At 73.2% G+C, this 23401-nt stretch carries 22 protein-coding genes and 1 tRNA gene; 7 read left to right on the forward strand and 16 right to left on the reverse strand.

Annotation, left to right across the window (positions count from 1 at the left end):
• Positions 1-48: 48 nt before the first annotated feature.
• From H3H34_RS13920 to H3H34_RS00160, 7 genes are all read right to left on the reverse strand, one after another.
• Entirely contained in the window at positions 49-1116 is a 1068-nt protein-coding gene (locus tag H3H34_RS13920; RefSeq protein WP_194743251.1) for a Kelch repeat-containing protein, read from the reverse strand.
• Positions 1113-1964 carry an N-carbamoylputrescine amidase gene (gene aguB / locus H3H34_RS00135; protein ID WP_194743252.1) on the reverse strand — a complete coding sequence of 284 codons (852 nt, stop codon included), beginning with the start codon at positions 1962-1964 and terminating at the stop codon, positions 1113-1115. Before aguB ends, H3H34_RS13920 begins: the two co-directional genes overlap by 4 nt.
• Complete coding sequence (locus H3H34_RS00140; RefSeq protein WP_194743253.1) at positions 1961-2947, reverse strand: agmatine deiminase family protein; 987 nt, start codon at positions 2945-2947, stop codon at positions 1961-1963. The genes aguB and H3H34_RS00140 overlap by 4 nt, the downstream gene beginning before the upstream one ends.
• A 78-nt stretch (positions 2948-3025) precedes the next feature.
• Positions 3026-3691, reverse strand: coding sequence for an RlmE family RNA methyltransferase (locus H3H34_RS00145; protein WP_194743254.1), 666 nt, complete (start codon positions 3689-3691; stop codon positions 3026-3028).
• Complete coding sequence (locus H3H34_RS00150) at positions 3691-4788, reverse strand: Ppx/GppA phosphatase family protein (RefSeq protein ID WP_328830788.1); 1098 nt, start codon at positions 4786-4788, stop codon at positions 3691-3693. The genes H3H34_RS00145 and H3H34_RS00150 overlap by 1 nt, the downstream gene beginning before the upstream one ends.
• 136 nt (positions 4789-4924) lie before the next feature.
• A tRNA-Ala gene (locus tag H3H34_RS00155) sits at positions 4925-5000 on the reverse strand.
• A 178-nt stretch (positions 5001-5178) separates the two neighbouring features.
• A complete protein-coding gene (locus tag H3H34_RS00160) occupies positions 5179-6066 on the reverse strand; it encodes an acyl-CoA thioesterase (RefSeq protein WP_194743255.1) in 888 nt (295 codons plus the stop codon).
• A gap of 50 nt (positions 6067-6116) precedes the next feature.
• Here H3H34_RS00160 and H3H34_RS00165 point away from each other — a divergent pair, with 50 nt between their 5' ends.
• A complete protein-coding gene (locus H3H34_RS00165) occupies positions 6117-6881 on the forward strand; it encodes an NUDIX hydrolase (RefSeq protein ID WP_194743256.1) in 765 nt (254 codons plus the stop codon).
• A 24-nt stretch (positions 6882-6905) separates the two neighbouring features.
• Here H3H34_RS00165 and H3H34_RS00170 read toward each other — a convergent pair whose 3' ends face one another.
• From H3H34_RS00170 to H3H34_RS00190, 5 genes are all read right to left on the reverse strand, one after another.
• On the reverse strand, positions 6906-8003 hold the full coding sequence (locus H3H34_RS00170) for a PEPxxWA-CTERM sorting domain-containing protein (RefSeq protein WP_194743257.1): 1098 nt from the start codon (positions 8001-8003) through the stop codon (positions 6906-6908).
• Positions 8004-8084: 81 nt separating this feature from the next.
• On the reverse strand, positions 8085-8747 hold the full coding sequence (locus H3H34_RS00175; RefSeq protein WP_194743258.1) for an O-methyltransferase: 663 nt from the start codon (positions 8745-8747) through the stop codon (positions 8085-8087).
• Between the two features lie 68 nt (positions 8748-8815).
• Positions 8816-10363 carry an acyl-CoA carboxylase subunit beta gene (locus tag H3H34_RS00180; protein ID WP_194743259.1) on the reverse strand — a complete coding sequence of 516 codons (1548 nt, stop codon included), beginning with the start codon at positions 10361-10363 and terminating at the stop codon, positions 8816-8818.
• Between the two features lie 12 nt (positions 10364-10375).
• A complete protein-coding gene (locus H3H34_RS00185) occupies positions 10376-11599 on the reverse strand; it encodes an aminotransferase class V-fold PLP-dependent enzyme (protein WP_194743260.1) in 1224 nt (407 codons plus the stop codon).
• Between the two features lie 50 nt (positions 11600-11649).
• A complete protein-coding gene (locus H3H34_RS00190) occupies positions 11650-12342 on the reverse strand; it encodes an isochorismatase family protein (RefSeq protein ID WP_194743261.1) in 693 nt (230 codons plus the stop codon).
• 49 nt (positions 12343-12391) lie between these two features.
• Here H3H34_RS00190 and H3H34_RS00195 point away from each other — a divergent pair, with 49 nt between their 5' ends.
• From H3H34_RS00195 to H3H34_RS00210, 4 genes are read left to right on the forward strand one after another with little or no spacing between them, the layout of a single operon-like run.
• On the forward strand, positions 12392-13300 hold the full coding sequence (locus H3H34_RS00195; protein WP_194743262.1) for a hypothetical protein: 909 nt from the start codon (positions 12392-12394) through the stop codon (positions 13298-13300).
• Complete coding sequence (locus H3H34_RS00200; protein WP_194743263.1) at positions 13291-14745, forward strand: alpha/beta fold hydrolase; 1455 nt, start codon at positions 13291-13293, stop codon at positions 14743-14745. Before H3H34_RS00195 ends, H3H34_RS00200 begins: the two co-directional genes overlap by 10 nt.
• A 29-nt stretch (positions 14746-14774) precedes the next feature.
• Positions 14775-15272, forward strand: coding sequence for a DUF3598 domain-containing protein (locus H3H34_RS00205; RefSeq protein WP_194743264.1), 498 nt, complete (start codon positions 14775-14777; stop codon positions 15270-15272).
• Positions 15269-16804: an NAD(P)H-hydrate dehydratase gene (locus tag H3H34_RS00210; protein WP_328830796.1), complete on the forward strand. Its 1536-nt coding sequence runs from the start codon at positions 15269-15271 to the stop codon at positions 16802-16804. The genes H3H34_RS00205 and H3H34_RS00210 overlap by 4 nt, the downstream gene beginning before the upstream one ends.
• Here the strand turns inward: H3H34_RS00210 and H3H34_RS00215 are convergent.
• The 3 genes from H3H34_RS00215 to H3H34_RS00225 all read right to left on the reverse strand — a co-directional run bounded on the left by H3H34_RS00215 (position 16741) and on the right by H3H34_RS00225 (position 21212).
• Entirely contained in the window at positions 16741-18363 is a 1623-nt protein-coding gene (locus H3H34_RS00215; protein ID WP_328830798.1) for a DUF2075 domain-containing protein, read from the reverse strand. The genes H3H34_RS00210 and H3H34_RS00215 overlap by 64 nt on opposite strands.
• Positions 18364-18753: 390 nt before the next feature.
• The gene (locus tag H3H34_RS00220) at positions 18754-19899 is read right to left on the reverse strand and encodes an acyl-CoA dehydrogenase family protein (protein ID WP_194743265.1); all 1146 of its coding nucleotides are present in this window, start codon (positions 19897-19899) and stop codon (positions 18754-18756) included.
• 116 nt (positions 19900-20015) lie between these two features.
• Positions 20016-21212, reverse strand: coding sequence for an acyl-CoA dehydrogenase family protein (locus H3H34_RS00225; RefSeq protein ID WP_194743266.1), 1197 nt, complete (start codon positions 21210-21212; stop codon positions 20016-20018).
• 98 nt (positions 21213-21310) lie between these two features.
• Here H3H34_RS00225 and H3H34_RS00230 point away from each other — a divergent pair, with 98 nt between their 5' ends.
• Positions 21311-21976, forward strand: coding sequence for a glutathione S-transferase family protein (locus H3H34_RS00230; RefSeq protein WP_194743267.1), 666 nt, complete (start codon positions 21311-21313; stop codon positions 21974-21976).
• Positions 21957-23027, forward strand: coding sequence for a tRNA epoxyqueuosine(34) reductase QueG (gene queG, locus H3H34_RS00235; protein WP_194743268.1), 1071 nt, complete (start codon positions 21957-21959; stop codon positions 23025-23027). Before H3H34_RS00230 ends, queG begins: the two co-directional genes overlap by 20 nt.
• Here the strand turns inward: queG and H3H34_RS00240 are convergent.
• The gene (locus tag H3H34_RS00240) at positions 22996-23385 is read right to left on the reverse strand and encodes a hypothetical protein (protein ID WP_194743269.1); all 390 of its coding nucleotides are present in this window, start codon (positions 23383-23385) and stop codon (positions 22996-22998) included. The two genes, queG and H3H34_RS00240, sit on opposite strands and share 32 nt — an antisense overlap.
• Positions 23386-23401 lie beyond the last annotated feature (16 nt).

A 23401-nucleotide genomic window follows, 5' to 3' on the forward strand; every position in this document is an offset into this window, starting at 1 on the left:
GACGCCCGGCACGACCCACCCGCCAGGCCCTGGCCCGGCCCGGGCGCGTCAGGGCGTGAAAAGCTCGTGGGTGGCCCGCGTCGCCCGGCCGCCCGGCTCGGCTGCGCCGCCGAGCAGGTGAATGCGCCCGGCCACGCCAACGGCGCCGAGACCGTGCCGGCCCTCGGGCATTCGTGCGACCTCCTGCCAGCGGTCGGCGCGCGGATCATAGACGAACACCTCGGGATGCACGGCCGGGTTGCGGCCGAAGCTCTCGCCGCCGAAGGCGTAAAGGCGGCCGAGCGCGACAGCGGCGGCATGCCCGCCGCGCGGGGCCGGGAGCGGCGCCCGGCTGGTCCAGGCGCTGCCTGCAGGGTCGTAGACCTGATGGTCGGCCACGTTCAGGATCTGCCCGCCGGTCGCGTAGCGGCCGCCCACCATGTGGAGCCGGCCGTCGAGCACGGCGAAGGCGGCGCTGTTGACTCCGCGCGGCACGCGGGGCCCCGGCTCCCAGCGCCGGCCGTCGGCCGAGAGCAGCCAGCAGTCCTGGGTGTCGCCATGGTCGGCATAGTTGGCGTTGGCTGCCTCCATCGGCGTGCGGCCAGCCGCCACGAGCAGGCGCCCGCCCACCACGCCGGCCACCGCCTCCGCCTGCGGCCGGGGCAGCGGCGGGCCCTCTTCCCAGCGCGACGCGCCGCGCGCGAGCGTCCACACCCGGCGCTCCATGCGCCACTGCGCGCCGGGCGAAGACGTGAAGCCGCCGATGCACCAGAGCCGGCCGAGGTGGCCGACGAGAAGCGGGTGGTGGAGGGGGACGGGCAGGTCGGGCAGCCGCTCCCAGGCGCGCGCGCCGGGGCGGAAGGCGTGGACGGCGGCGGTGGGGGCGAGGTCGGCCAGGCTCGCCACCCGGGGGGCCCGCGCCTCGAAGCCGCCGCCGACGATGATGCGGGCGTCGAAGAAGGCGGGGTAGATCTCCTGCACCGGCCGCGGGAGCGGCGGCTGGGCACGGAAGCGCGGCGGGGCGGCCGGCGGGCGGGCCACCCGCTCCCTGGGTTCGGGCGTCCACTGCGCGCGCCCTGCTCTGCCGGGCAGCGCCGCCCCGGCGAGGAGGCCGAGCAGAAGGGTGCGCCGCCTCACCGGTCCTCCGCGAGCCGCCGGTAGAGTTCGGGCCGGCGGTCCCGGAAGAAGCCGAAGGCGGCACGGTGGCGGGCGGCCCGGTCGAGGTCGACGGTGGCCACGATCACACCTTCTTCGTCCGTCCCCATCTCGGCGAGCATGTCGCCGCGCTCGTCGGTGATGAAGCTGTTGCCGTAGAAGCTCTGGCCGCCCTCGGTGCCGACCCGGTTGGCCGCAACCACGGGGACGACGTTCGAGACCGCATGGCCCACCATGGCGCGCACCCAGAGGCGGCGCGTGTCGAGCGAGGGATCGTGCGGTTCGCTCCCGATCGCGGTCGGGAAGAGGAGGATCTCGGCGCCCTCGAGCATCAGCGCGCGCGCCGTCTCGGGATACCACTGGTCCCAGCAGATGCCGACGCCGATGGTGCCGAGCGCCGTCTTCCAGGGGCGGAACCCGGTGTTGCCGGGCCGGAAGTAGAATTTCTCCATGTAGCCCGGGCCGTCGGGGATGTGCGACTTGCGGTAGACACCCTCCACCTCGCCCGAGGGGCCGATGAAGGCGAGCGAATTGTAGTAGTGGGGCCCGTCGCGCTCGAAGAAGCTCGTCGGGATGTGGAGGCCGAGCTCGCGGGCGAGCGCCTGCATGGCCCGCACGGCCGGGTGCGCGTCGACGGGGGCCGCATCCGCAAAGCGCGCCTCGTCCTGCCTTACGCAGAAATAGTGGCCCTCGAACAGCTCGGACGGCAGCACGAGCTGCGCCCCCATGGCAGCGGCCTCGCGCACGCGCTCGGCCGTGCGGCCGATGTCGGTCACGCGGTCGCCAGTGAAGGCCATCTGGATGGCCGCGACGCGGATTTCCCGGCTCATGGCCGCGCTCCCGCCGCGGCGGCGCCGGCGGCCGGCTGCTCCTGGGTGATGCAGTGGAAGCTGCCGCCGCCGGAGAGGAGATGGGCGGAGGGGAGGCCGGTCACGCGGTGGCGGGGGAAGATGCGCTCGAGCGCCCTGACCGCCGCCGCGTCCGAGCCGGTGCCGTAGAGCGGCACCACCACCTGGCCGTTGGCAACCACGAAGTTCATGTGGCTTGCCGGCAGGAGCGCGCCGTCGCGCTCGAACCGGCCGACCGACGGCATGTCGAGGACGAGAAGGCCCGCCGCCTGGGCCCGGGCGCGGGCGTCGGCGAAGACGGCGGCGTTCGGGTCGTCGGCGTCGGCGGCCACCGGGATGGCGACCGTGCCAGGGGCCACGAAGCGGGCCAGATTGTCCACATGGCCGTCGGTATGGTCGTTCGCGAGGCCCTCGCCAAGCCAGACGACGCGGCGGATGCCAAGCGCGGCGCGAAGCACGGCCTCGATGTCGCGCCGCTCGAGCCCGGGGTTGCGGTTGGGGTTCAGGAGGCACTGCTCGGTGGTGAGGAGGAGCCCGTGGCCGTCGGTGTCGATGGCGCCGCCCTCGAGCACGAGGTCGAAGCGGGCGAGGCCCGCGCCCGCGGCCGCTGCCAGCCGGTCGGCGAGGTCGGAGTCTCCGGCAAGCTCATACTTGCCCCCCCAGCCGTTGAAGCGGAAGGCGCAGGCCTCGCGCCGGGTCAGGAAGATGGGCCCGGTGTCGCGCAGCCAGATGTCGCCGAAGGGCTCCTCGCGCACGTCGGCTGCGTCGCCAACAGCAGCCCGGGCGGCCGCTGCCGCCTCGGCCGTGGCAGCCAGCAGACGGACCGGCACCGTCGCCGCCAGCGCCCGGACGAACGCGGCGACCTCGTCGCGTGCGGGCGCAAGGTCGGCCTCCCACAGCTCGGGGTGGGAGGGAAAGGCGGTCCAGACCGCCGTTAGCGGGGCCCATGCGGCGGGAAGCGGCATGGCGCCTTCCTAGAGGCGGGCGCCGCCCGAATCCACCGCGGGCGCCGCGGTGCGACCCGATGCGGCCGGTGCCGCGGCTCAGCCGCGGAATCCCTGGGCGACGACGTAGGTCTCGCGGCTCTCCCTGCGGCTGGCCGGAGGCTTCGCGTGCCGCACCGAGGCGAAGCGCCGCTTCAGGTCGGCCAGCAGCGTCGCTTCGGTGCCGCCGGCGAGCACCTTGGCGACGAAGGCGCCGCCCGGGCGGAGGATCTCGCCGGCGAGCGCGGCCGCGGCCTCGACGAGCGCGAGCGTGCGCAGGTGGTCGGTGGGCGGGTGGCCGACGGTGTTGGCGGCCATGTCGGAGAGCACGAGGTCGGCAGGGCCGCCGAGCGCCTCCGCGATCGCGGCGGGAGCCTCGGGGGCAAGGACGTCTCCGCGCAGGAAGGTCGCCCCTGGGAGCGGGTCGACCGGCAGGAGGTCGATGCCGACCACGGTCGCCCCGGGCGCCCGCTGGCGCACCACCTGCGCCCAGCTGCCCGGCGCGGCGCCGAGGTCCACCACGCGGGCCACGCCCACGAGCAGGCCGAAGCGCTCGTCGAGCTCGATCAGCTTGTAGGCCGCGCGCGCCCGGTAGCCCTCGGCCTTGGCGCGGCGGACATAGGGGTCGGCGAGCTGGCGCTCGAGCCAGCGGGCGGACGAGGCGGAGCGGCCGCGCCGCGAGACGAGGCGGCGCCCGGCGCCGCGGCCGCTGCCGGATCCGGGCATCAGCCCTGGGCGGCGGGCTGGCCGTCGCGCGCCATCATGGCGCGGAGGATGCCCTCCCGGAGCCCGCGGTCCGCCACGCGGATGCGGTCGTTTCGCGAGAGATCGAGCAGCGCCTCCAGGATGGCGGCGCCCGCGACCACGAGTTCGGCACGGTCGGCGCCCACCCCCGGGATCCGCGCGCGCTCGGCCGCGGGCATGGCGGCCAGCCGGCGGCCAAGCGCCCGGAGGCCGGTCGATTCCGACCAGCAGCCGTCGACGGCGCGGCGGTCATAGCTCGTCTGGCCCATGAGGAGGCTCGCGAGCGTGGTCACCGTGCCCGACGCGCCGAGGAGCGCTACCTCGCGGCCCGCCACCCGGCGGAGCTCGGCCAGATGGCGGCTCACCCGCGCCTTCATGCGGAAGAAGGCCTCGAGCCGGCCGGTGGGGGTGGCGGCTTCCTCGGGCTCGGTCTCGGCGAGGCTCACCACCCCCCAGGGGATGCTTGCCCAGCCGCGCATGGCAAGATCCTCGCCGAGGCCACAGTCGACGAGCCGCCGCCGCGGGCCGGGGCTGCCCTCCACCCGCTCGAGAAGCGCAAGCTCGGTCGAGCCGCCGCCGATGTCGAAGACCAGGGTCTTCTCGGCATCGTGGTCGATGAGGGTCTGGCAGCCGAGGACGGCCAGGCGCACCTCCTCGGCGGGCGAGATGACGTCGAGCGCGATGCCCGTTTCCTGGTAGACGCGGGCGACGAACGCAGCGCCGTTCGCGGCGCTGCGGCACGCCTCGGTGGCAACCGAGCGCACCTCGCAGACGTGTCGGCGGGCCAGCTTCTCGGCGCAGATGGCGAGCGCGGCGATGGTCCGCGCCATGGCGGCCTCGGAGAGGCGGCCGGTCTCGATCAGGCCCTCGCCAAGCCGGACGACGCGCGAGAAGGCATCCACCACCTGGAAGCCGCCGGGCGCCGGGCGGGCGATCAGGAGGCGGCAGTTGTTGGTGCCGAGGTCGATCGCGCCATAGTGCCGGGGCCGATCGCGGCGGGGGGCGGGACCGGCCGGCGCCGCGGGCACCGGAGGCTCGGAGAGGACATGGCCGGCGTTGCCGGGATCGAGGTCTGCCACGCCGCAACATTCCGAAATCGCCCGGCAACCCGGGCACTTGGGCGTCAGGCTAGCAGACTGTCACGAAATCTCAAGATTTGATAGGCGGGGGCGGGGGCGGGGGCGGGGGGAAGGGGGCAGGGGGAAGGGGCCGGGGTGGTGGAGACGAGGGGGATCGAACCCCTGACCTCAGCAGTGCGATTGCTGCGCTCTCCCATCTGAGCTACGTCCCCGTGGCCCACCCGTGGGAGCGCGCCGCATAGCCAAGCGTCCGGAGGTTGGCAAGCGTGCGGACGGCATCCGGGGGCCGGTTGCGGTGAGGCAGCGCGGTTGGGCCTTGTGGCGCGACCCGGCGAGGCCGAGCCCGGGGCGGGGGCAGCCGGGGGCAGCGGAGCAGGATGGGCAGGGCGGTCAGGCGGGCCGGCGGGGCCGCATCAGCGCTTCCTGCACCATGGTGGCCACCAGCCGGCCCGCCCGGTCGTGGACGAAGCCGAGCGAAAGCCCGCGCCCGTTCTGGGCCGAGGGGCTCACCGTCTCGAGGAACAGCCAGGAGTCGACCCGGGCCGGCCGGTGGAACCACATGGCGTGGTCGAGGCTGGCGAGGAACACGGCCGGCGAGGGCATGGGGACGGCATGGGGCAGCACCGCCGTGCCGGCGAGCCAGTAGTCCGAGACGTAGGTGAGGAGCACCGGCTGCGCCGAGTCGGGGGCTTCCGAAGCACTTGGCATCCGGAGCCACAGCCGCCGGCGGGGCTCGCGGCCGCGGCCATCGAGGAAGGCCTCCGCGTCCACCGGCCGGACCTCGACCGGCCGCTCCCGCTCGGCCCAGCGGCGGCGCACGAACTCAGGAAGCCGCTCGCCCATGGCCTCGGCGAGCCCGGCAAGGTCGAGCAGCTCTTCCGGCGGCGGCACGCCCTCGGGCATGGCGCGCTCGTGGTCATAGCCCTCCTCCGGCGCGTGGAAGCCGAGCTCCATGTGGAAGATGGGCTCGCCGGCCTGGATCGCGGTGACCCGGCGGGTCGAGAAGCGGCCGCCGTCGCGCGTGCGCTCCACCTGGTAGATGACCGGGCGCTCGCTCCTGCCTGCCCGCAGGAAATAGCCGTGGAGCGAATGGACCTGCCGGTCCTCGGGGGCGGTCAGCGTGGCGGCCGCGAGCGCCTGGGCCAGCACCTGGCCTCCGAACAGCGCGCCGTTGGCGTTGCGCTGGTTGAGGCGGTTCATGAAGAGGTCGAGGTCGAGCGCCTCGAGCGCCACGAGCTCGGGCACCGAACGGCCGTCCCACTGCGCGATGGCTGGCATGGCGCGGCCGCTAGCTTCACGTCAGGCGCGCGGCAAGGCATGGGTGGCGCATGGAACGCATCGAAGGCATCGACACGGCGGGCGCGGTTCCGGCCGCCACCGTCATCATCGCCCGCGACGGACCCGACGGCCTCGAGGTGCTGGTGATCGAGCGGGCGAAGGGCATGGGCTTTGCCGGCGGGGCGGTCGCCTTCCCCGGCGGCAAGGTGGACCCGACCGACCGGCCGGAGGGCCCGGCCTTCGCCGGCTTCTCTGGCCTTGCCGAGGCGGACGCGGCGGCGCGGGTGACCGCCGCGCGCGAGGCCTTCGAGGAGACGGGCGTGCTGCTCTCGGTCGGCCCGCCGGTGCCCGAGGCCGAGCGGGCGCGCCTGAGGCCGCTGTCGGACGGCCACGAACTTCCCTTCGGCCGCCTGCTGGAAGAGGTCGGGCACTGGCTTTCGGCAGAGGCGCTGCGGCCGTTCGCGCGCTGGATCCCGCCCGTCGGGCTTCACAAGCGGTTCGACACCCGCTTCTACCTTGCCCGGCTGCCCGAGGGCGAGGCGCACCTCGCGGACGGCGGGGAGGCGGTCCACGCCCGCTTCGCCCGGCCTGCCGACCTCGTCGCCGAGGCGGAGGCGGGGGCCATCTCCCTCCTGTTCCCGACCCGCTGCAACATCGCCCGGCTGGCGCAGTTCGAAAGCGTTGCCGCGCTCCTCGCCGACCCTACGCCGGCCCCCGTGATCCAGCCGCGGATCGAGGGGGAGTGGCTCACCATCCCCGAGGGCATCGGCTACCCGTGGCGGGCCGAGCGCTGGGAAGCGGTGCGGCGGAGCTGACCCGCCCGGGCGGAGGACGATGCCTCAGGCCGGCCGCCCGCTCCTGGGCATGGTCGCGCCCGTTGCGGCGCGCCGCCGCGCTGCTGCGCCGATGAGGCCGAAGCCGGCGATCAGCATGGCCCAGGTGCCGGGCTCCGGGATGGCCGCGGCGATGAAGGCGCGGTGGATGTAGACGGGCACCGCACCCTTGAACTGGCCGAACCGGTTGGCCGACGTGTTGGGGAAGGGGAACCAGGCGAAGCTGTGGACTGCCGCGATCCGCCCATCCACGAAGTAGGGCGCGCCGGAGTCGCCGCCCGCGCCGATTCCCTCGCGCCTGCCGACGCCGAGGTCGCAGTATTTCCCCGTCAGCGGCAGGCTCAAAGCGGCGGCAAGCGTGCAGGAGGCGTCCTTGTCCGGCGTGCCGTCGTCGAAGTCCGAGATCCAGACATGCTGGTTGGCGGCCGTGCCGAAGAAGGTGTCGAAGAAGCCGCCGAAGTCCGGGTCCCCAAGGCGGAAGTCGAACCGGTTGTCGGCGTAGCGCAGCCGGCCTGCGCCGAGCGCGAAGCCGGGGAGCGTGCCGTTGTCGCCGCCGGTCAGCGAGCGCGTGCCGTAGCCGGCGATGGTGTGGAAGGCGCCCGTCAGGTCGGTGAGATCCGAAAGCGCGTAGACCGGCGCGAAGGCGGGCGCATCGGTGCCCAGGCGCAGGACGGCGATGTCGTTCTGGTCGACCACCTGCCCGGTGTAGAGCGGGTGGACGTGGTAGAAGCTCACCCCCACCCCAATGGCGGGCGGGCCGGCGTAGACGCTGATGTCATCCGGCCCGCCGTAGAAGAACACGGTGGTTGAATCCGGCGCGCGGCCGAAGATGGTGACGCAGTGCGCGGCCGTCAGCACGCTCCGCGCGTTGAGCAGGCTGCCCGAGCAGACGAAGGCCCCGCTGGCGCCGTAGTTCATGAGGATCCCGACGACGCCGCTGTACTGGGGCTTGGGCGGGATGTAGATCGGGTCTCCTCCGGCCGCCACGGTTGCCGTCGAGGTCTGGCCGACGATTTCGCTCACCGCATGGGTGGAAAGGCTGGCGGACGCGGCGCTCGCCCCTGCCAGAAGCGCACCCGCGGTGGCAAACTTCAACGCTCTCATGTTGCTGCCCTCCCACAATCCCCACCTGCCCTGAGAACTAGCATGAGTGCCGGCAGCGCTGGTGCGGCGGACTGTCGCGGCTCAGCGCCGGCGGGCCAGCATCAGCCCGTCCCAGCCCTTGGTGCCGACGATCTGGAAGGCGGTCGCCTCGAAGCGCGCGTCCATGCGCATGGCGGCATAGAGGCTGCGGGTGCCGAGGATCTGCGGGTCGGTCGAAAGATCGTCGGTGATCCGCCCCTCGCGCACCACATTGTCGATGACGACGAGGCCACCGGGCCGCACCAGCGTCGCTGCCCAGTCGGCGTAGGCGGCGTTGTTCTCCTTGTCGGCGTCGATGAAGGCAAGGTCGAAGGCGTGGCCCTCGTCGACAAGGCCGGGGAGGACGTCGAGCGCCTTGCCGACCCTGAGGTCGATGCGCTTCACCAGATCGGCGCGGGCGAAGTTCGCGCGCGCCACTTCGGCGGTGCGCGGGTTCGCCTCGATGGTGACGAGCCGCCCGTCCGCGGGAAGCGCGCGGGCCATGTGGATCGCCGAGTAGCCGCCCAGCGTGCCGATCTCGAGCACGCGATGGGCCCGCACCAGCCCGCACAGCAGCGCCAGCAGGCTGCCGATGACGCGCGAGACATCGATCGCGGCAAGACCGGCTGCGGCATTGGCCTTCAGCACCTCGTCGAGGACCGGGTCGGGGGGAAGCAGGTGACGGGCGATCCAGTGGTCCACCTCGGCGAAGCGTTCCGAAGTCATGGGGTGCTCTGCTCCTCCTCGTCTGGTCCGAGCCTAGCGGCTTTCCCCGGGAAGCAAAGCCTCCGCGGTCAGGGCCTGAGACCCCGCGCCTTCGGCCCAGGCGCGAGCGCCCGCTGGGCGGCATGGGCAAAGGCGCAGAGCTCGGCGCGAGTTTCGCGCGGGTCGATGATGGCCTCGACTCCGAACCGCTCGGCGGTGCGGAAGGGCGAGCGCACGCGCTCGAGCCGGGCGCGGATCTCGGCAAGCTTCGCTGCCGGGTCTTCGGCCGCCTCCAGTTCGGCCCGGTAGGCCGCCTCGAGCCCGCCGGCGATCGGCAGCGAGCCCCAGTCGCCCGAGGGCCAGGCCATGCGCCAGCGGAAGCGGTCGGCGGGCGCGTGGGCGGAGCCCGCCATGCCGTAGGCCTTGCGGAGGATGACGGTCGCCCAGGGCACGCTGGCCTGGTGGATGGCAGCAAGCGCCCGGCTGCCCCAGCGGATCGTCGCGTCCTCCTCGGCGCGGCGGCCGATCATGAAGCCGGGGTTGTCGACGAGGTGGACGATGGGCAGGTGGAAGGTGTCGGCAAGGTCGACCATGCGCTCCACCTTGCGCGCGGTCGCAGCCGTCCACAGGCCGCCCAGCGCCTCGGGGTTCGAGGCCAGCACGGCAACCGGCCAGCCGTCGAGCCGGGCAAGCGCGGTCACGATGCCGTGGCCCCACTCGGCGCCGATCTCGAACAGCGAGCCGCGGTCGAAGACCGCCTCGAGGATGGGGCGGATGGGGTAGAGCCGGCGGCTGTCGCGCGGCACGGCGCGGAGGAGCCAGTCCTCCGCCCGGTCGGGCCGGTCGTTGGTGTCGGCACGCGCAGGCAGTTCGTGTACCGAGGAGGGCAGGTAGGAGAGGAAGCGCTTGAGCCTCGCGAAGGCCTCGGCCTCGCTTGCCACCCGGTCGTCGACGGCGCCGTTGCCGGCATGGATGGCGGCACCCCCCAGCTCCTCCTTGGTGCGGCGCTCGCCCGCGGCGGCAACCACCGGCGGGCCGGCCACGAACATCTGGGCAAGGCCGTCGACGAGAAGGCTGAAGTGGGCCATCACCATCCGCCCGGCGCCGAGGCCCGCCACCGGCCCGAGCCCCAGCGCCACCACCGGCACGTGGGAAAGGTTCGCCGTCATCAGCTCCCAGCCGGGGATCTCGGGGATGTAGGTGTGGCCCATCTCCTCGAGGCTCCTGACCGAGCCGCCGCCGCCGGTGCCCTCGATCATGCGGATGAGCGGCATGCGGTAGTCGTGGGCAAGCTGCTCGGCGGCGATGAGCTTCCGGTGCAGGCTGGCATCCGCCGCGCCGCCGCGCACGGTGAAGTCGTCGGCGGTGAGCACGACGGGGCGTCCGTCGATGGTGGCGCGGCCGAAGAGGAAGTTCGCCGGGCGGAAGGCCTCGAGCGTGCCATCCTCGCCGTAGGTCGCAAAGCCGGCAAGCTCGCCCACCTCGCGGAAGCTGCCCGGGTCGGCGACGGCGGCGATGCGGGCGCGGGCGTCAAGCCTGCCGGCCGCCTTCTGCCGCGCCAGCTTCTCCGGCCCGCCCATGGCGTGGGCAAGCCGCTGGCGCTGGCGCAGCTCCTCCACCTCCTTCTCCCAGCCCATGTCCCTCCTCCCTCAGGTCACGGCACGCACCGCCCGGTACTCCGGGCGGAGATGGGCGCCGCTGGCCAGCACCTCTTCGAGGATTTCCGCCGCGCGCACCACGTCCATGAACGAGAGGCCGAGCGGCGAGACGCCGAGGCGCACGCAGTCGGGTGCGCGGAAGTCCCCGGTCACGCCGGCGGCATCAAGCGCGCGAACCAGTGGCCAGGCATGGCGGTGGGCGAAGGTCACGTGCGCGCCACGGCCCGTGCGCGGCGAGACGAGGCGGAGGTCGGGGCAGCCGATCGCTTCGAGACCGGCGATGAGGACGTCGCCGAGCGCGCGGGCCTTGGCGGCGAGCCGCGCGGGCCCGGCCTCGGCCACCAGCGCCACGCCTTCCTCGAGCGCCGCGAGCGCGAGGATGGGCGGCGTGCCGGCGAGCAGGCGGCGGACGCCGGGCGCGGGCGCGTAGTCGGCCTCAAAGGCGAAGGGCTCGGCATGGCCCATCCAGCCGGCGATGGGCTGGTCGAGCGCGGCCTGGTGTCGCCAGGCCACGAAGGCGAAGGCGGGCGCGCCTGGGCCGCCGAGCAAATGCTTGTAGCCGCAGCCGACGGCCATGTCCGCGTCCCCAAGGTCCACCTCGACCGCGCCGGTGCTGTGCGAGAGGTCCCAGAGGATGAGCGCGCCTGCCGCGTGGGCCGCGGCGGTCAGGGCGGCCATGTCGTGCACGGCGGCCGTGCGGTAGCTGACGTGCGAGAGGAGGAGGAGCGCGACCTCGGGCCCGAGGGCGTCCGCGATGCCGTCTCGAGCGACCGCGCGGACCTCCGCGCCCATGAGCCGCGCGGCGCTCTCGGCCACGTGATGGTCGGTCGGGAAGTCGCCGGCCTCGAGGAGCAGCACCCTTCGCCCGGGCCGGAGCCGGAGCGCCGCCACGGCCAGCTTGAAGAGGTTGACCGAGACCGAGTCGCAGACGGTGACCTCCTCCGGCGCGGCGCCGATGAGCGGGGCGATGCGGGCGCCGATGCGCGCGGGCGCCTCGATCCAGCCGGCCCTGTTCCACGAGGCGATGAGGCCCTGGCCCCACTCCTCCTCCGCCACCCGGGCAAGCCGTGCCGGGGTGGTTCGCGGCAGGAGGCCGAGCGAGTGGCCGTCGAGCGGGATCCGGCCCTCGGGGCGGATGACGCGGGCTCGGAAGGGCGCGAGCGGGTCGGCCGCGTCGCGCGCGCGGGCTTCGGCCATGAGGTCGGCAAGCGGCATCGCAGGCCATCCCTAGCGGCGGCGCGGGGCGCACGCCACGCCCCGGCGGCTCAGGCCCGGGCGCGAGCCTCGAGCCAGGCGATCACCTCCGCCACGGGCACGACATCGGCATATTTCAGCGCGAGATCGGTCAGGTTCGCGTAGTGGAAGCTCGCGTGCTTGTCGGCGCAGGTCTCGAGCGGCACGATGGTGCGGAAGCCGTGGGAGAGCGAGTCGACCGCGGTTGCCCGCACGCAGCCAGAGGTGGAGCCGCCGGTCACCACCACCGTGTCCACACCGTGCCACTGGAGCCAGGAGCGCAAGGGGGTCTCGAAGAAGGCAGAGGGCATGCGCTTGGTGAACTCGAGGTCCTCGGGGCGCACGTCGCAGCGCGGGTCGAACTGGTGGCGCTCGCTGCCGATCGCGATGTTCTGGAGCGAATCGGGCGTGTTGGTGCGCGTGCCCCAGACACCGGCATCCGCGCCATCGGGCCGGTAGCCCACCCGGGTCCACACGACCGGCATGCCGGCTGCGCGTGCAGCGGCCGAAAGCCGGTTGACGTGGCCGATCTGGTCCGGGTCGGTCTCGTAGGCGGTGCGGAAGGCGGCAAGGTCGGTGTAGGCGCGCTGGAGGTCGACGTTCACGACCGCGAGCTTCCGCCCGTAGCCGAAGCGGGCGCGGGCGGGGTTGGCCAGCACCTCCTCGAAGATTGCCTTCGCGGTGCGGCCGTCGTCGACCATGCGGGTGCCGAGGATCTGGGTCATGCCACAAGCGGCTAGCGCGCCGCGCGGCGGCGTGCAAATGTCCGGACAAATGCCCGAGCTCTTCTCCCACGGCGCCATCCTCTGCGGCACGGTCAACACGCCCGTCTTCGAGGCCTCGCTCGCCGACTATTGCGCCGAGCTTGCCATGCGGGTGGTGGAGGAGGGCCGTGTCTCGCCCGACCTCGCCCGGAGCTGGGGGGCTCCCGCGCAGGTCGGCCGCCGCTTCGCCCTGCTTGCGCCAGCCGAGGGCGGCAGCGGCGGCTTTCTCCGGCTGGTGGAGGGGACGGCGGTGGAGGGCTACCGCGCGCTCGCGAGCCATGGCTGGGCGGCCTTCGAGATGACGGTGCGCGACGCCTTCGCCCTCCATGCCCGGATCGACCAGGCGGCGTTCCGCGTGCTTGGCGCACCGAAGCTCGTGCCCGGCTTCACCACCTTCGTCCCCTTCCAGGTCGAGGGTCGGGCCGGCGAGGTGCTCTACCTCAACACCGTGCTCGAGCGCCGCACCGGCGGGCTCGTCCTTCCCGTGGCCGAAGCCGAGGTCGACCGGATGTTCATCGCCGTCCTGGCAGCCGAGGACCGCGCGGCCACCCTTGCCTTCCACGTGGAGGCGCTCGGCTTCGAGGAGGGCGAGACCTTCACCTTCCCCTATTCGATGATCAACCAGAGCTTCGGCCTGCCCGAGGACCACCCCACCACCCTCACCATGACGAAGGTCGGCGAGATGCCGGCCTCCGAGATCGACCAGTATCCGCAAGCCGCCGTCTTCCGCCCGCGCGCGCCCGGCGAGCTGCCGCCGGGGAACGCGCTCGTCACCTTCGCTCTGCGCAGCCTCGACGCCGTGAAGGCCCCCTTCGTCGAGCCGCCGCAGGTGCGCCAGGGCCCCCTCTACCGCGGGCGGCGGGTTGCCACCGTCATCGGCCCCGCGGAGGAACGCATGGAGCTCGTGGAATGCGGCTGACCCGCGCCTTCATCGACGTGCCAAACCCCGACGGCTCCACCCGCCGGGTGCATTATCGCCGCGCCGGAAGCGGCCCGCCGCTCCTCCTCGTCCACCAGTCGCCGCGCTCGTCGGCCGAATATGTGCCGCTCATCGGCCGCTGGGCCGAGCATTTCACCGTGATCGCGCCCGACACGCCCGGCTTCGGCGACTCCGAGCCCCTGCCGCTCGCCCGCCCCGAGTGCGAGGACTATGCCGATGCCGTCGTCGCCCTTCTCGATGCGCTCGGCCTGCCGCAGGTTGGGGCCTACGGCTTCCATTCGGGCGCCATCATCCTCGTGACGGCGGCGAAGCGGCACCCCGCGCGCTTCTCCTGCCTCGCCTGCGGGGGCTATGCCGTGTGGACCGAGGCCGAGAAGGCCGACTTCGGCGCTGCCTACACGCCCGATTTCCTGCCCATGCCCTTCGGGGAGCACCTCGCCTGGCTGTGGGGCCGGGTGCAGGAGCAGAGCTGGTTCTTCCCCTGGTACCGGCCGGGCAACGCCAACCGCCTGCCGATGGCGACCCTCGACCCCGCCCAGGCCCAGCCCATCGTGATGGAGTGCCTGGCAGCGGGAAACAGCTTCTCGCTGGGCTATGGTGCCGTGCTCCGCGCGAAGCGCGACGTGCCTGGCCCTGGCCAGCCCACCCCGCCGGTCCTGATCTCGGCCTATGACGGCGACCCGCTCAAGGCCCATCTCGACCGGCTGGGCGAGGTGCCGCCGAACTGGAAGGTGAAGCCGGTCTCGACCCCGGCCGAGCTCGAGGCCGAAGCGCTCGCCTGGCTCCGTGCCCACCCGGCGCCGGCCGCGACGCCCCGGACGCCCGATGTGGGCGAGGGCTTCGTGGCCGTCGCAGCCGGGGGCTTCGACGGCCTCCTCCACTGGAAGGGCGCGGGCGACCCCTTCCTCCACGCGCCGGGCTCGGCGCTCTCGGCAGCGCCTCCCGGCACGCTTGCCCTTGATCTTCCGGGCCATGGCCTCTCCGACCCCTGGCCCGAGGCGCCGGATGTACTCGGGCCATGGGCGGATGCGGTGGTCGCCGCGCTGCGGGCGCTCGATGCGGCACCCACGCGGGTCCACGGCGCCGGCTGGAGCGGCGTACTCGCGCGCGAGGTGGCGCAAAGGCTTGGCGTGCCGGCCAGCGAGGCGGCGCTTCCGCCCGGCGACCGGGCGGCGTGGCGCGTCCACGGCCTTCCCGACATCACACCCGACTGGGCGGGCACGCATCTTCTCAAGGCCTGGCGGATGCTGAGAGCCGAGACCTGCTTTGCCCCCTGGTTCGCCGCGTCGCCGGCGACGGCGCGAGCGTTCGATCCGGCCGATCTCGCGCCCGAGCGGCTTGCCGTGCGCCACCTCGCCCTCATGCGGGCGAGCGCGGCACGGCCGCTGCTTTCGGCCTGTCTTGACGCTGCAGGGCCGGAGTGAATGCGCTCCACCACCGAAGGAGAGAGACCATGGGAATTCGCGAGGACATGCCGCTTCTCGCCCGCCACGAGGGGGTGTGGGAGGGCACCTACCGCTACTACGACGCAACCGGCAGGCTGGTCGACGAGCACCGGTCGCGCCTTCTCTGCCGCTTCCCCGACGAGGGGCCCTGGCCCTACCACCAGACCAACATCTACGAGTGGGCGAGCGGCAAGCGCGAGGTGCGGGACTTCCCGGCGAGCTACCGCGACGGCCGGATCTGGTGGAACAACGAGCTCATCCAGGGCTGGGCGGCGGAACTCGGCCTCGATGACAAGGCCCGCACCGTCGTTCTCTACTGGCAGCGCACCGGCGACCCCGATCTCTACCTCTACGAGATGATCCAGCTTTCGGACGACGGCACGAAGCGCTGCCGCACCTGGCACTGGATCCGGAACGGCCAGCTCGAGCAGCGCACCGCGATCGAGGAAGTGCTCGTCTCGCGCGACTGGCGCGCTGCCGACGCGGAGCTCAAGACGGCCGCGTGACGGCGCCGGCCCCCGGGCTTGCGCCGCTGCTCGCGGCGGCCGAGATGCGCGCCGTGGAAGCGGCCTGGTTCGCGGCCGGGCACGACAGCTTTGCCCTGATGCAGGTGGCCGCCGCGGCCGTGGCGCAGCATGCGCGGGCCATGCTCCCCGGCGGGGGCAGCGTGCGCGTGCTTGCCGGGCCGGGGAACAACGGCGGCGACGGCATGGTCGCCGCGCACCTGCTCGCACAGGCGGGTCATCGGGTCGAGGTCGTCGCTCTGTCCCCCGACGCCGGCTGGAAGGGCGATGCGGCGCGCGCGCGGGCCCTGTGGGCCGGTCCGGTTCACCCGCCCGACGCGGTCCTGCCGGAGGCGGATCTCGTCATCGACGCGCTGTTCGGAATCGGCCTCGCCCGGCCGCTCGATGGCGCCGCTGCGGCTCTTGCCGAGGCGGCGAATGCCGGTGCAGCGCCGGTGCTGGCCGTCGACATCCCGTCCGGCGTCGATTCCGATACCGGCGCCGTGCCGGGCCCCGCCATCCGCGCCACTGCTACGGTCACGTTCCATTGCGCCAAGCCAGGGCACCTGCTGCTGCCCGGACGGCTTTGTGCGGGCGCGCTACACGTGGCCGACATCGGTCTCCCGCCCAGCCCGTCTCGCACCTGGCGCAACGGCCCGTGGCGGCTTCCCGAACCCGAGCCCATGGCGCACAAATATGCCCGGGGCGGAGCGCTGGTGTGGTCGGGCCCCGAGCTTGCGACCGGCGCGGCGCGGCTCGCCGCGTCCGCTGCCCTGCGCGGTGGCGCGGGTGCGGTTGCCCTGGTCGGCGATGCTGCGGCCCTCAGGGTTCATGCTGCGCAGGTGACAGCCATCATGCTGCGCGAAGGCGATGCGCAGGGCTTCGCCCGCCTGCTCGCCGACCCGCGCTGGCGGGCCGCCTGTGTCGGCCCCGGGGCGGGGCCGGGCGCCCGCTGCGCGGCAGGTGCGGCGCTCCAGTCTGGCAGGGCGGTGGTGCTCGATGCGGATGCGCTGACCGCGTTTGCGGGTGCAGACGGCGATCTCGCGCGCCTCGTCGCCCGGCACGACCGCCCGGTGGTGCTCACCCCGCACGAGGGCGAGTTCGCCCGGCTGTTCCCCCACCTTCGTGGAAGCAGGCTCGCCCGCGCGCGGGCCGCTGCGGCAGGGTCCGGCGCGGTCGTCGTGCTCAAGGGGCCGGACACGGTCATCGCCGCGCCCGATGGCCGCGCGATCATCGAGGCCGATGCGCCCGCCCACCTTGCGACCGCGGGAAGCGGTGACGTGCTCGCCGGCTTCGTGACTGCGCTGCTCGCCCAGGGCATGGCGGCGTTCGAAGCAGCCGCCGCAGCCGTGTGGCTGCACGGCGCCGTCGCCCGCCACGCCGGACGTGGCCTCACTGCGGAGGATCTGCTCGCGCTCGGCCCCTTCCAGGCGGCGCTGCGCGAGGCCGACCCGATCGGGCCTCCGCCTGCTCAGCCCGCGGTGCAGAGCGCAGGAATGCCGCAGGCGCCGAGCCAGGCGTCGATCGCGTCATAGGCGGCAGGCGGGCGGGTCGCGTCCTCCGGGTCGCCCCGCGGCACGAAGATCACCATCCCCTGCCGGGCGCGGGTCAGCAGCACGCGGTAGCTGTTGAGCCGGTAGGCGCGGCGGGAGTCGCGCAGGCCGGCCGGGTCGGAAGGCTGCCAGCGGGTGCCCGAGAAGCCGCGCGCGACCCAGCCCTGCGGGCCGCGCAGGAGGTCAAGATCCCACGCGACGCACACCCAGTCGAGCTCGAGTCCCTGTACGTCGAACTCGGTTGCAGCGTCTTCGAGCATGTCGGAGCTGCGGATGTCGTCCGCCTCGTTCAGGAACCAGTTGGGCGGGTCCACCTTCGCCTTCACGAACAGCCCCTCGGGCTTGAGCCTGAGCGCACTGGCCGAGGCGACGATCCCGGCGCGCTCGGTGCCCCGGCGCTGCCGCCGGAGCCACACCCGCGCTGCCGCAAGCGAGCGGGTGCGGAGGATCGGGAAGGTCTCCGGCGGTGGCAGGAGCGCGCGGGCGGCTTCCGCATCCTCGCCGAGAAGCGCAGCGACGAAGGCAGACACACGCGCGGCGCGGAAGCTGCGCATCGAGACGGTGAGGTGGAGGTGAAGGTTCCCGCCTCCTGCCCGATGCGCGAGGTCGCGTCGGAGGGTCTCGTCAAGCCCGCCGTCCCGGCCCATGAGGTGCGGTGAGGCGTGCACATGCCAGCGCGCGAAGGCGGGCTTTCCCAGCGCCTCGACCCAGGCGCCGATGCCGGCCTCGCCGCGGTTGATCTCCTGCCCCTCACCGACGAGGCAGACGACGGTGGCCGCGCCTTCGTGCCGGTTCATGACCGAGAGCAGGAACGCAGGCTCGCTGTCGGTCCAGCCGGGATGGCCGCGCCTGGTCATGAACCTCGCGGTTTCCTCGGCGGTCCAGGCGCGCTGGGCCTCGTCGAAGATGACGACGCGCTCGGCCGGCGCGCGCGGGTCGTCCACGTGATGTCCGCGCCACTTGTGGAGGTTCTGGATGAAGGCGTCGGCCCTGCGCCGGCCGGTCGGGTCGGGCGGCCGTTCGCCAGGCTCGCACGTCCGTCGCCGCCGGCGCTCGTCGGGCAGCAGCGCCTCCTGCAGCACGGCAACCAGCGGCCCGTTGCCGGAGAGGTCGGTGGCCGCGGTGGCCGAGCGTCCGTCCATGTGCGCGGTCGCGAGGTTGAGCCCGGCGAGCGTCTTGCCCGAGCCCGGCACGCCGGTCAGGAAGACGAGCGACTTGGTGCCGGCTGCTGCATCCGCGGCGACGATGGCGCGGATCGCCTCGGTTGCCGCCGCCAGGTTGTCGGCACCGGCGCGGGCAATCTCCCCGACCTGGTGCCCGCCGAACAGGGCCTGCGCTGCCTCGATGATGGTGGGCGTGGGGCGGTAGGCCCCTTGCGCCCAGGCGAAGGGGTCAAGCGGCGGGGCGGGGCTGGCTGCGACCGTCTGGCGGATGGCGGCCAGCAGGTCGCCGGGCGCGAGGCAGAGGACCGGCCGTGGCGAGCCGGTCGCGGCCGGCAGAAGCGGCACGCCCTGCGCCGGCGCTCCGGTTGCGACCAGCACCGGAATGAGCGGCGGTCCCGGCTCGTTTCGTGAAAATGGGCAAGGTCGAGCGCATAGCCCTCCACCTGGGCGCGGGCGTGGCGCGGGAAGTCCCGGGCGCCGACCTTCATCTCGACCACGAAGACGTGGCCGCGGTGGACGATGACGGCATCGGCCCGCCGACCCATGCGCGGGATTGCGAACTCGAGGAAGACGGCCGCGTCGGGAAGTGCCGCGGCGACGGGCTGGAGGTGGCGGACGGTCCCCTGCCAGGCCGCCAGCTGCGCCGGCTCGACCGGGAAGGGCGAGCAGCTGGCCAGCGCGCCGCAGACCGCATCCGGATCGGCCGCGGCCAGCTCCCGGCCCGAGCCCTGCCACCAGGCCCGGATCACGGGCTGGTCGTCCGCCCCTTCAGGCCGCCTCCGCCATCATCAGCGCCTCGAGCCGGGCGAGATGGTGGTCCTGGTCCCCGTAGCGGCTCTCGAGCATGGTGAGGCGCTTGAAATAGTGGCCGGCGGCCAGCTCGTTGGTGATGCCGATGCCGCCATGGGTCTGAACCGCGGCCTGGCCGAGGAAGCGGGCGCCCTTGGCGATCTTGGCCTTGGCCTGGGAGACGGCGCGCGCCCGCTCGGGCGCGGGGAGATCGAGCCTGAGCGTCGCCTGATAGGCCATCGAGACCGCCTGCTCGACTTCCATCAGCATGTCGACGAGGCGGTGCTGGATGACCTGGAAGCGGCTGATCGGCTGGCCGAACTGGACCCGCTGCTTCGCATAGTCGAGGGTGAGCTCGTGGAGCCGGCGCATCGTGCCGGCAGCCTCCGCGCAGGTGGCGGCTGCCGCGCGGTCGAGCAGCTCCTCGACGAGCGGCAGGGCCTCTCCCTCGCGGCCCAGCAGGGCGTGCGGGCCTACCCGGCTGCGCTCGAAATAGAGTTCCGAGGCCATGATGCCGTCGACCGTGGGGTAGTCGCGGCGGGTCACGCCGGGGACGCCGGCCTCGACCAGGAAGAGCGAGACCCCGTCCCGGTCTCCCGGGCTGCCGGAAGTGCGGGCGGTCACCAGCCAGTGGGTGGCCCAGGGGGCGGCAAGCACGACGGCCTTGTGCCCGTCGAGCGTCCAGCCCGCGCCATCGGCCGAGGCGCGCGTCGCGATCCGCGCGGGGTTGTAGCGGCTCTTAGGCTCCGCCCAGGCGAAGGCCATGATCACGTCGCCCGCGATGATGCCGGGCACGAGCGACTCGGCGAGGGGCCCGCTGGCTGCAAGGAGGGCATGGCCGCCGATCACGCAGGTGTCGAGATAGGGCTCGATGGCGATCGCCCGGCCGAGCTCCTCCATGATGACCATGTGCTCGACTGCACCGCCCCCCAGCCCGCCGAGCGACTCGGGAAAGCCGGCGCCGAGGATGCCGAGCTCCTCGGCAAACGCCTTCCAGACGGCAGGGTCGCGCCCGCCCTCCCTCGCGAGCATCTTCTGCCTTGTGTCGAAGTCGTAACGCTCGCGAAAGAAGCGCGCGAGCTGCTCGCGCAGCATCGTCTGGGTTTCGGTGAAGCCGAAGTCCATGTCTCCTCCCCTTTGTCTCTTCCGCCGATAGCCGCCCGGCGTGTCCTGCGCTGCCCCCGTGCCTGCTCCGAGGGTCCGCCAGCGCCGGGCGGGCCCTCAGGGCCCCGGCGCCCTCTTCAGAGCCCCAGCACCATCTTCGCGATGATGTTGCGCTGGATCTCGTTGGAGCCGCCGTAGATCGAGGTCTTGCGCATGTTGAAGTAGGTGGGCGCGGCGCGGTGGGCATGGGCCGGGCCGATGGGATATTCGTTCGAGCCCTCCGGGAAGGCGCGGAAATAGGGTGCGGCATAGTGGCCGACGGCCTCGAGCACGAGCTCGGTGATCCGCTGCTGGATTTCGGTGCCCTTGACCTTGAGGAGCGAGCTCTCCGGGCCCGGCCCCCGCCCCGCCGCCTCGCCGGCGAGCGTCCGGAGCTCGGTGAACTCGAGCGCGGTCAGGTCGCACTCGAGGTCGGCCACCTTCCGCCGGAAGAAGGGATTGTGAAGCAGCGGCCGGCCGTCATCGTCGGTCTCGATCCGGGCGATGGACTTCAGCCGCTCGATGCCGCGCTTGGAGCGGGCGACGCCGGCAATTCCGGTGCGCTCGTGGGCGAGGAGGAACTTGGCGCAGGTCCAGCCCCTGTTCTCCTCGAACACGCGGTTCTCGACCGGCACCTTCACGTTCTCGAGCCAGACCTCGTTCACTTCATGCTCGCCGCCGAGCGTGATGATGGGCCTGACGGTAATACCCGGCGACTTCATGTCGATGAGGAGGAAGGAAATGCCCTCCTGCGGCTTGGCGGCCGGGTCGGTGCGGACGAGGAAGAATCCCCAGTCGGCGTGCTGGGCGAGCGTCGTCCAGGTCTTCTGGCCGTTGACGATGTAATGGTCGCCCACGCGCTCGGCGCGCGTACGAAGGCTCGCAAGATCCGAGCCGGCGCCGGGCTCGGAATAGCCCTGGCACCACCAGTCCTCGCCCGAGAGGATCCGCGGCAGGAAGCGCGCTTTCTGCTCCGCCGTGCCGAAGGTGTAGATGACGGGCCCCACCATGTTGATGCCGAAGGGCAGGATGGGAAGGGTGTCGGCGCGCGCCAGTTCCTCGGAGAAGATGTAGCGCTGGGTCGCGGTCCACCCCGGCCCGCCATATTCCTTGGGCCAGGCCGGTGCCACCCACCCCTTGGCGTGGAGGATTCGGTGCCACTTGAGGTAATCCTCCTTGGCCAGCTCCTCGCCCTCCTCCTGCTTGCCCCGGAGCTCGGCCGGGTAGTTCTCGGCGATGAAGGCCCGCACCTCCTCCTGGAAGGCGCGTTCCGCGGGCGAAAAGGCAAGATCCATGCTGCTGCTCCCGTATGTCCCTCAAGGCAGGCGGTAGCAGCGTGCCCGCGCCCGGCCAAGCTTCCAGTTTGCCCCTGGCGCGCTATGGAGCTGCGGCGATGTGGCGCCTCCACCAGTTCACGCTCTGCCCCTTCTCGCGCGCCGTGCGCTTCGGCCTGCTCGAGAAGGGCGTGGTGTTCGAGCTGGTGGACTGCCTGCCCTGGGAGCGCGGCGAGACGCTGACCCGGCTCAACCCCGCCGCCCAGACGCCGGTGCTCGAGAACGGGAGCCTCGTGCTCGCGGATTCGACCACCATCCTCGAGTATTTCGACGAGACGGTGGAGAAGGCGCCGCTCGTCGGCGCCGGCGCGGCCGAGCGCGCCGAGGCGCGTCGGGTGGCCCAATGGTTCCGCGAGAAGTTCTACGCCGAGGTGACGGCGCCCCTCATGCGCGAGCGGATGTGGAAGCGCCTCGTGGTGCGCGACATGCCCGACGGCCGCGTCATCCGCGAGGCGGCGCGCGCCTGCGAGGCGCACCTTCAGTATGCCGAGACGCTCCTCATGGAGCGGCGCTGGCTTGCCGGGCCCACCTTCGGCCTCGCCGACATCCATGCTGCCGCCCAGCTTTCGGTCGCCGACTATCTGGCGGGCGTGGACTGGGCCGGCCATGGCCAGGTGAAGCAGTGGTACCAGGCGCTGAAGTCCAGGCCCGCCTTCCGTGTCATCCTCGGCGAGCGGATGGAGGGCATCCGCCCGCCGGCCCACTATGACGATCCCGACTTCTGAGCCGCTCGAAAGCCGGCTGCGCCGGCAGGCGCGGGCGCTCGGCTTCGTCGCCTGCGGGATTGCGCCGGCGGAGGTGGCGCCCGAGGCGGTGCGGCGCCTGAAGGCCTGGCTGGCGGCCGGGATGCACGGCGGAATGGCCTGGATGGAGGGCTCGCGCCGCGGCCAGCCGCGTGACATGTGGGCGGACGCGCGGACGGCCGTGGTGCTCGGCCTTCCCTACACGCCGTCCGTCGACCCGTTTCGCAACGCGCGTCGGCCGGACCGCGGCACCATTTCGGTCTATGCGCTGGGCCGCGATTACCACGAGGTGATCAAGCCGCGCCTGAAGCGCCTCGCGCGCTGGCTGCTGGCCGAAGCCGGTGGCGGCGACGCCCGCGTCTTCGTGGACACCGCCCCGCTCATGGAAAAGCCGCTGGCCGAGGCCGCCGGCATCGGCTGGCAGGGCAAGCATTCGAACCTCGTCTCGCGCTGCCACGGCAGCTGGCTGTTCCTCGCCACGATCCTCACCACGCTGCCCCTCGCGCCCGGTGGCGAGCCCGGTGCGGTCGGCGCCTGCGGCAGCTGCAGCCGCTGCATCGCCGCCTGCCCGACCGGCGCCATCGTTGCGCCCTACGTCGTCGATGCCCGGCGCTGCATCTCCTACCTGACCGTCGAGCACCGCGGGCCGGTCGAGGAAGCGCTCCGGCCCATGCTCGGCAACCGAATCCACGGCTGCGACGACTGCCTTGCCGTCTGCCCGTGGAACCGCTTCGCGCGAGCACCTGCGGACCCGGCGCTGGCCCTGCGGGAGGGCAGCGTCGCCCCGGCGCTCGCCGAGCTCCTCGCGCTCGACGAGGCGGGCTTCCGCGCCCGCTTCGCCGGCACCCCCGTGCGCCGCACGGGGCGCGACCGTTTCGCGCGCAACTGCCTCTATGCCGCGGGCAACAGCGGCGAGCCTGACCTGCTGCCGGCGGTCGAACGGCTCGCCGATGACCCGGACCCGGCCGTGGCAGACGCCGCGCGCTGGGCCGCCCAGCGGCTCAGGACGCGCGCGCGGCCTGCAGCAGCCTGAGGCAGTCTCCGGGCGCGATGGCGCTGCCATCCGGCCGGCGGGCGTCGGCATGGCGGGCGACCGGCGCGGCACCCGCCTCGGGGCGGTAGTAGTAGAGGTCGAGGATGCAGGGGCTGCCGCCGAACTGGAGGTGGCGTGCCTCGCCCTCGCGGCGGTCGAGCCGGACCGGGCCGACAAGCGCGATTGCGGCCTCGGGCCCACGCCCGAGGAGCGCGGCCAGCCCTGGGTCGGGCGGGGGCTTGGCGGCCGGCGGGGCGGGGCGCTCGGGCGTCGCGCAGGCAAGAAGCGCAAGCGGGCCGAGGAGCGGGCCGAGGAGCGTTGCAGAAGCCGGGCGGGCGGCACCGGGGCGAAAGCGCATGGCCGGGAACCTAGCC

The organism is Thermaurantiacus tibetensis (assembly GCF_015354055.1).
Lineage (GTDB): Bacteria > Pseudomonadota > Alphaproteobacteria > Sphingomonadales > Sphingomonadaceae > Thermaurantiacus > Thermaurantiacus tibetensis.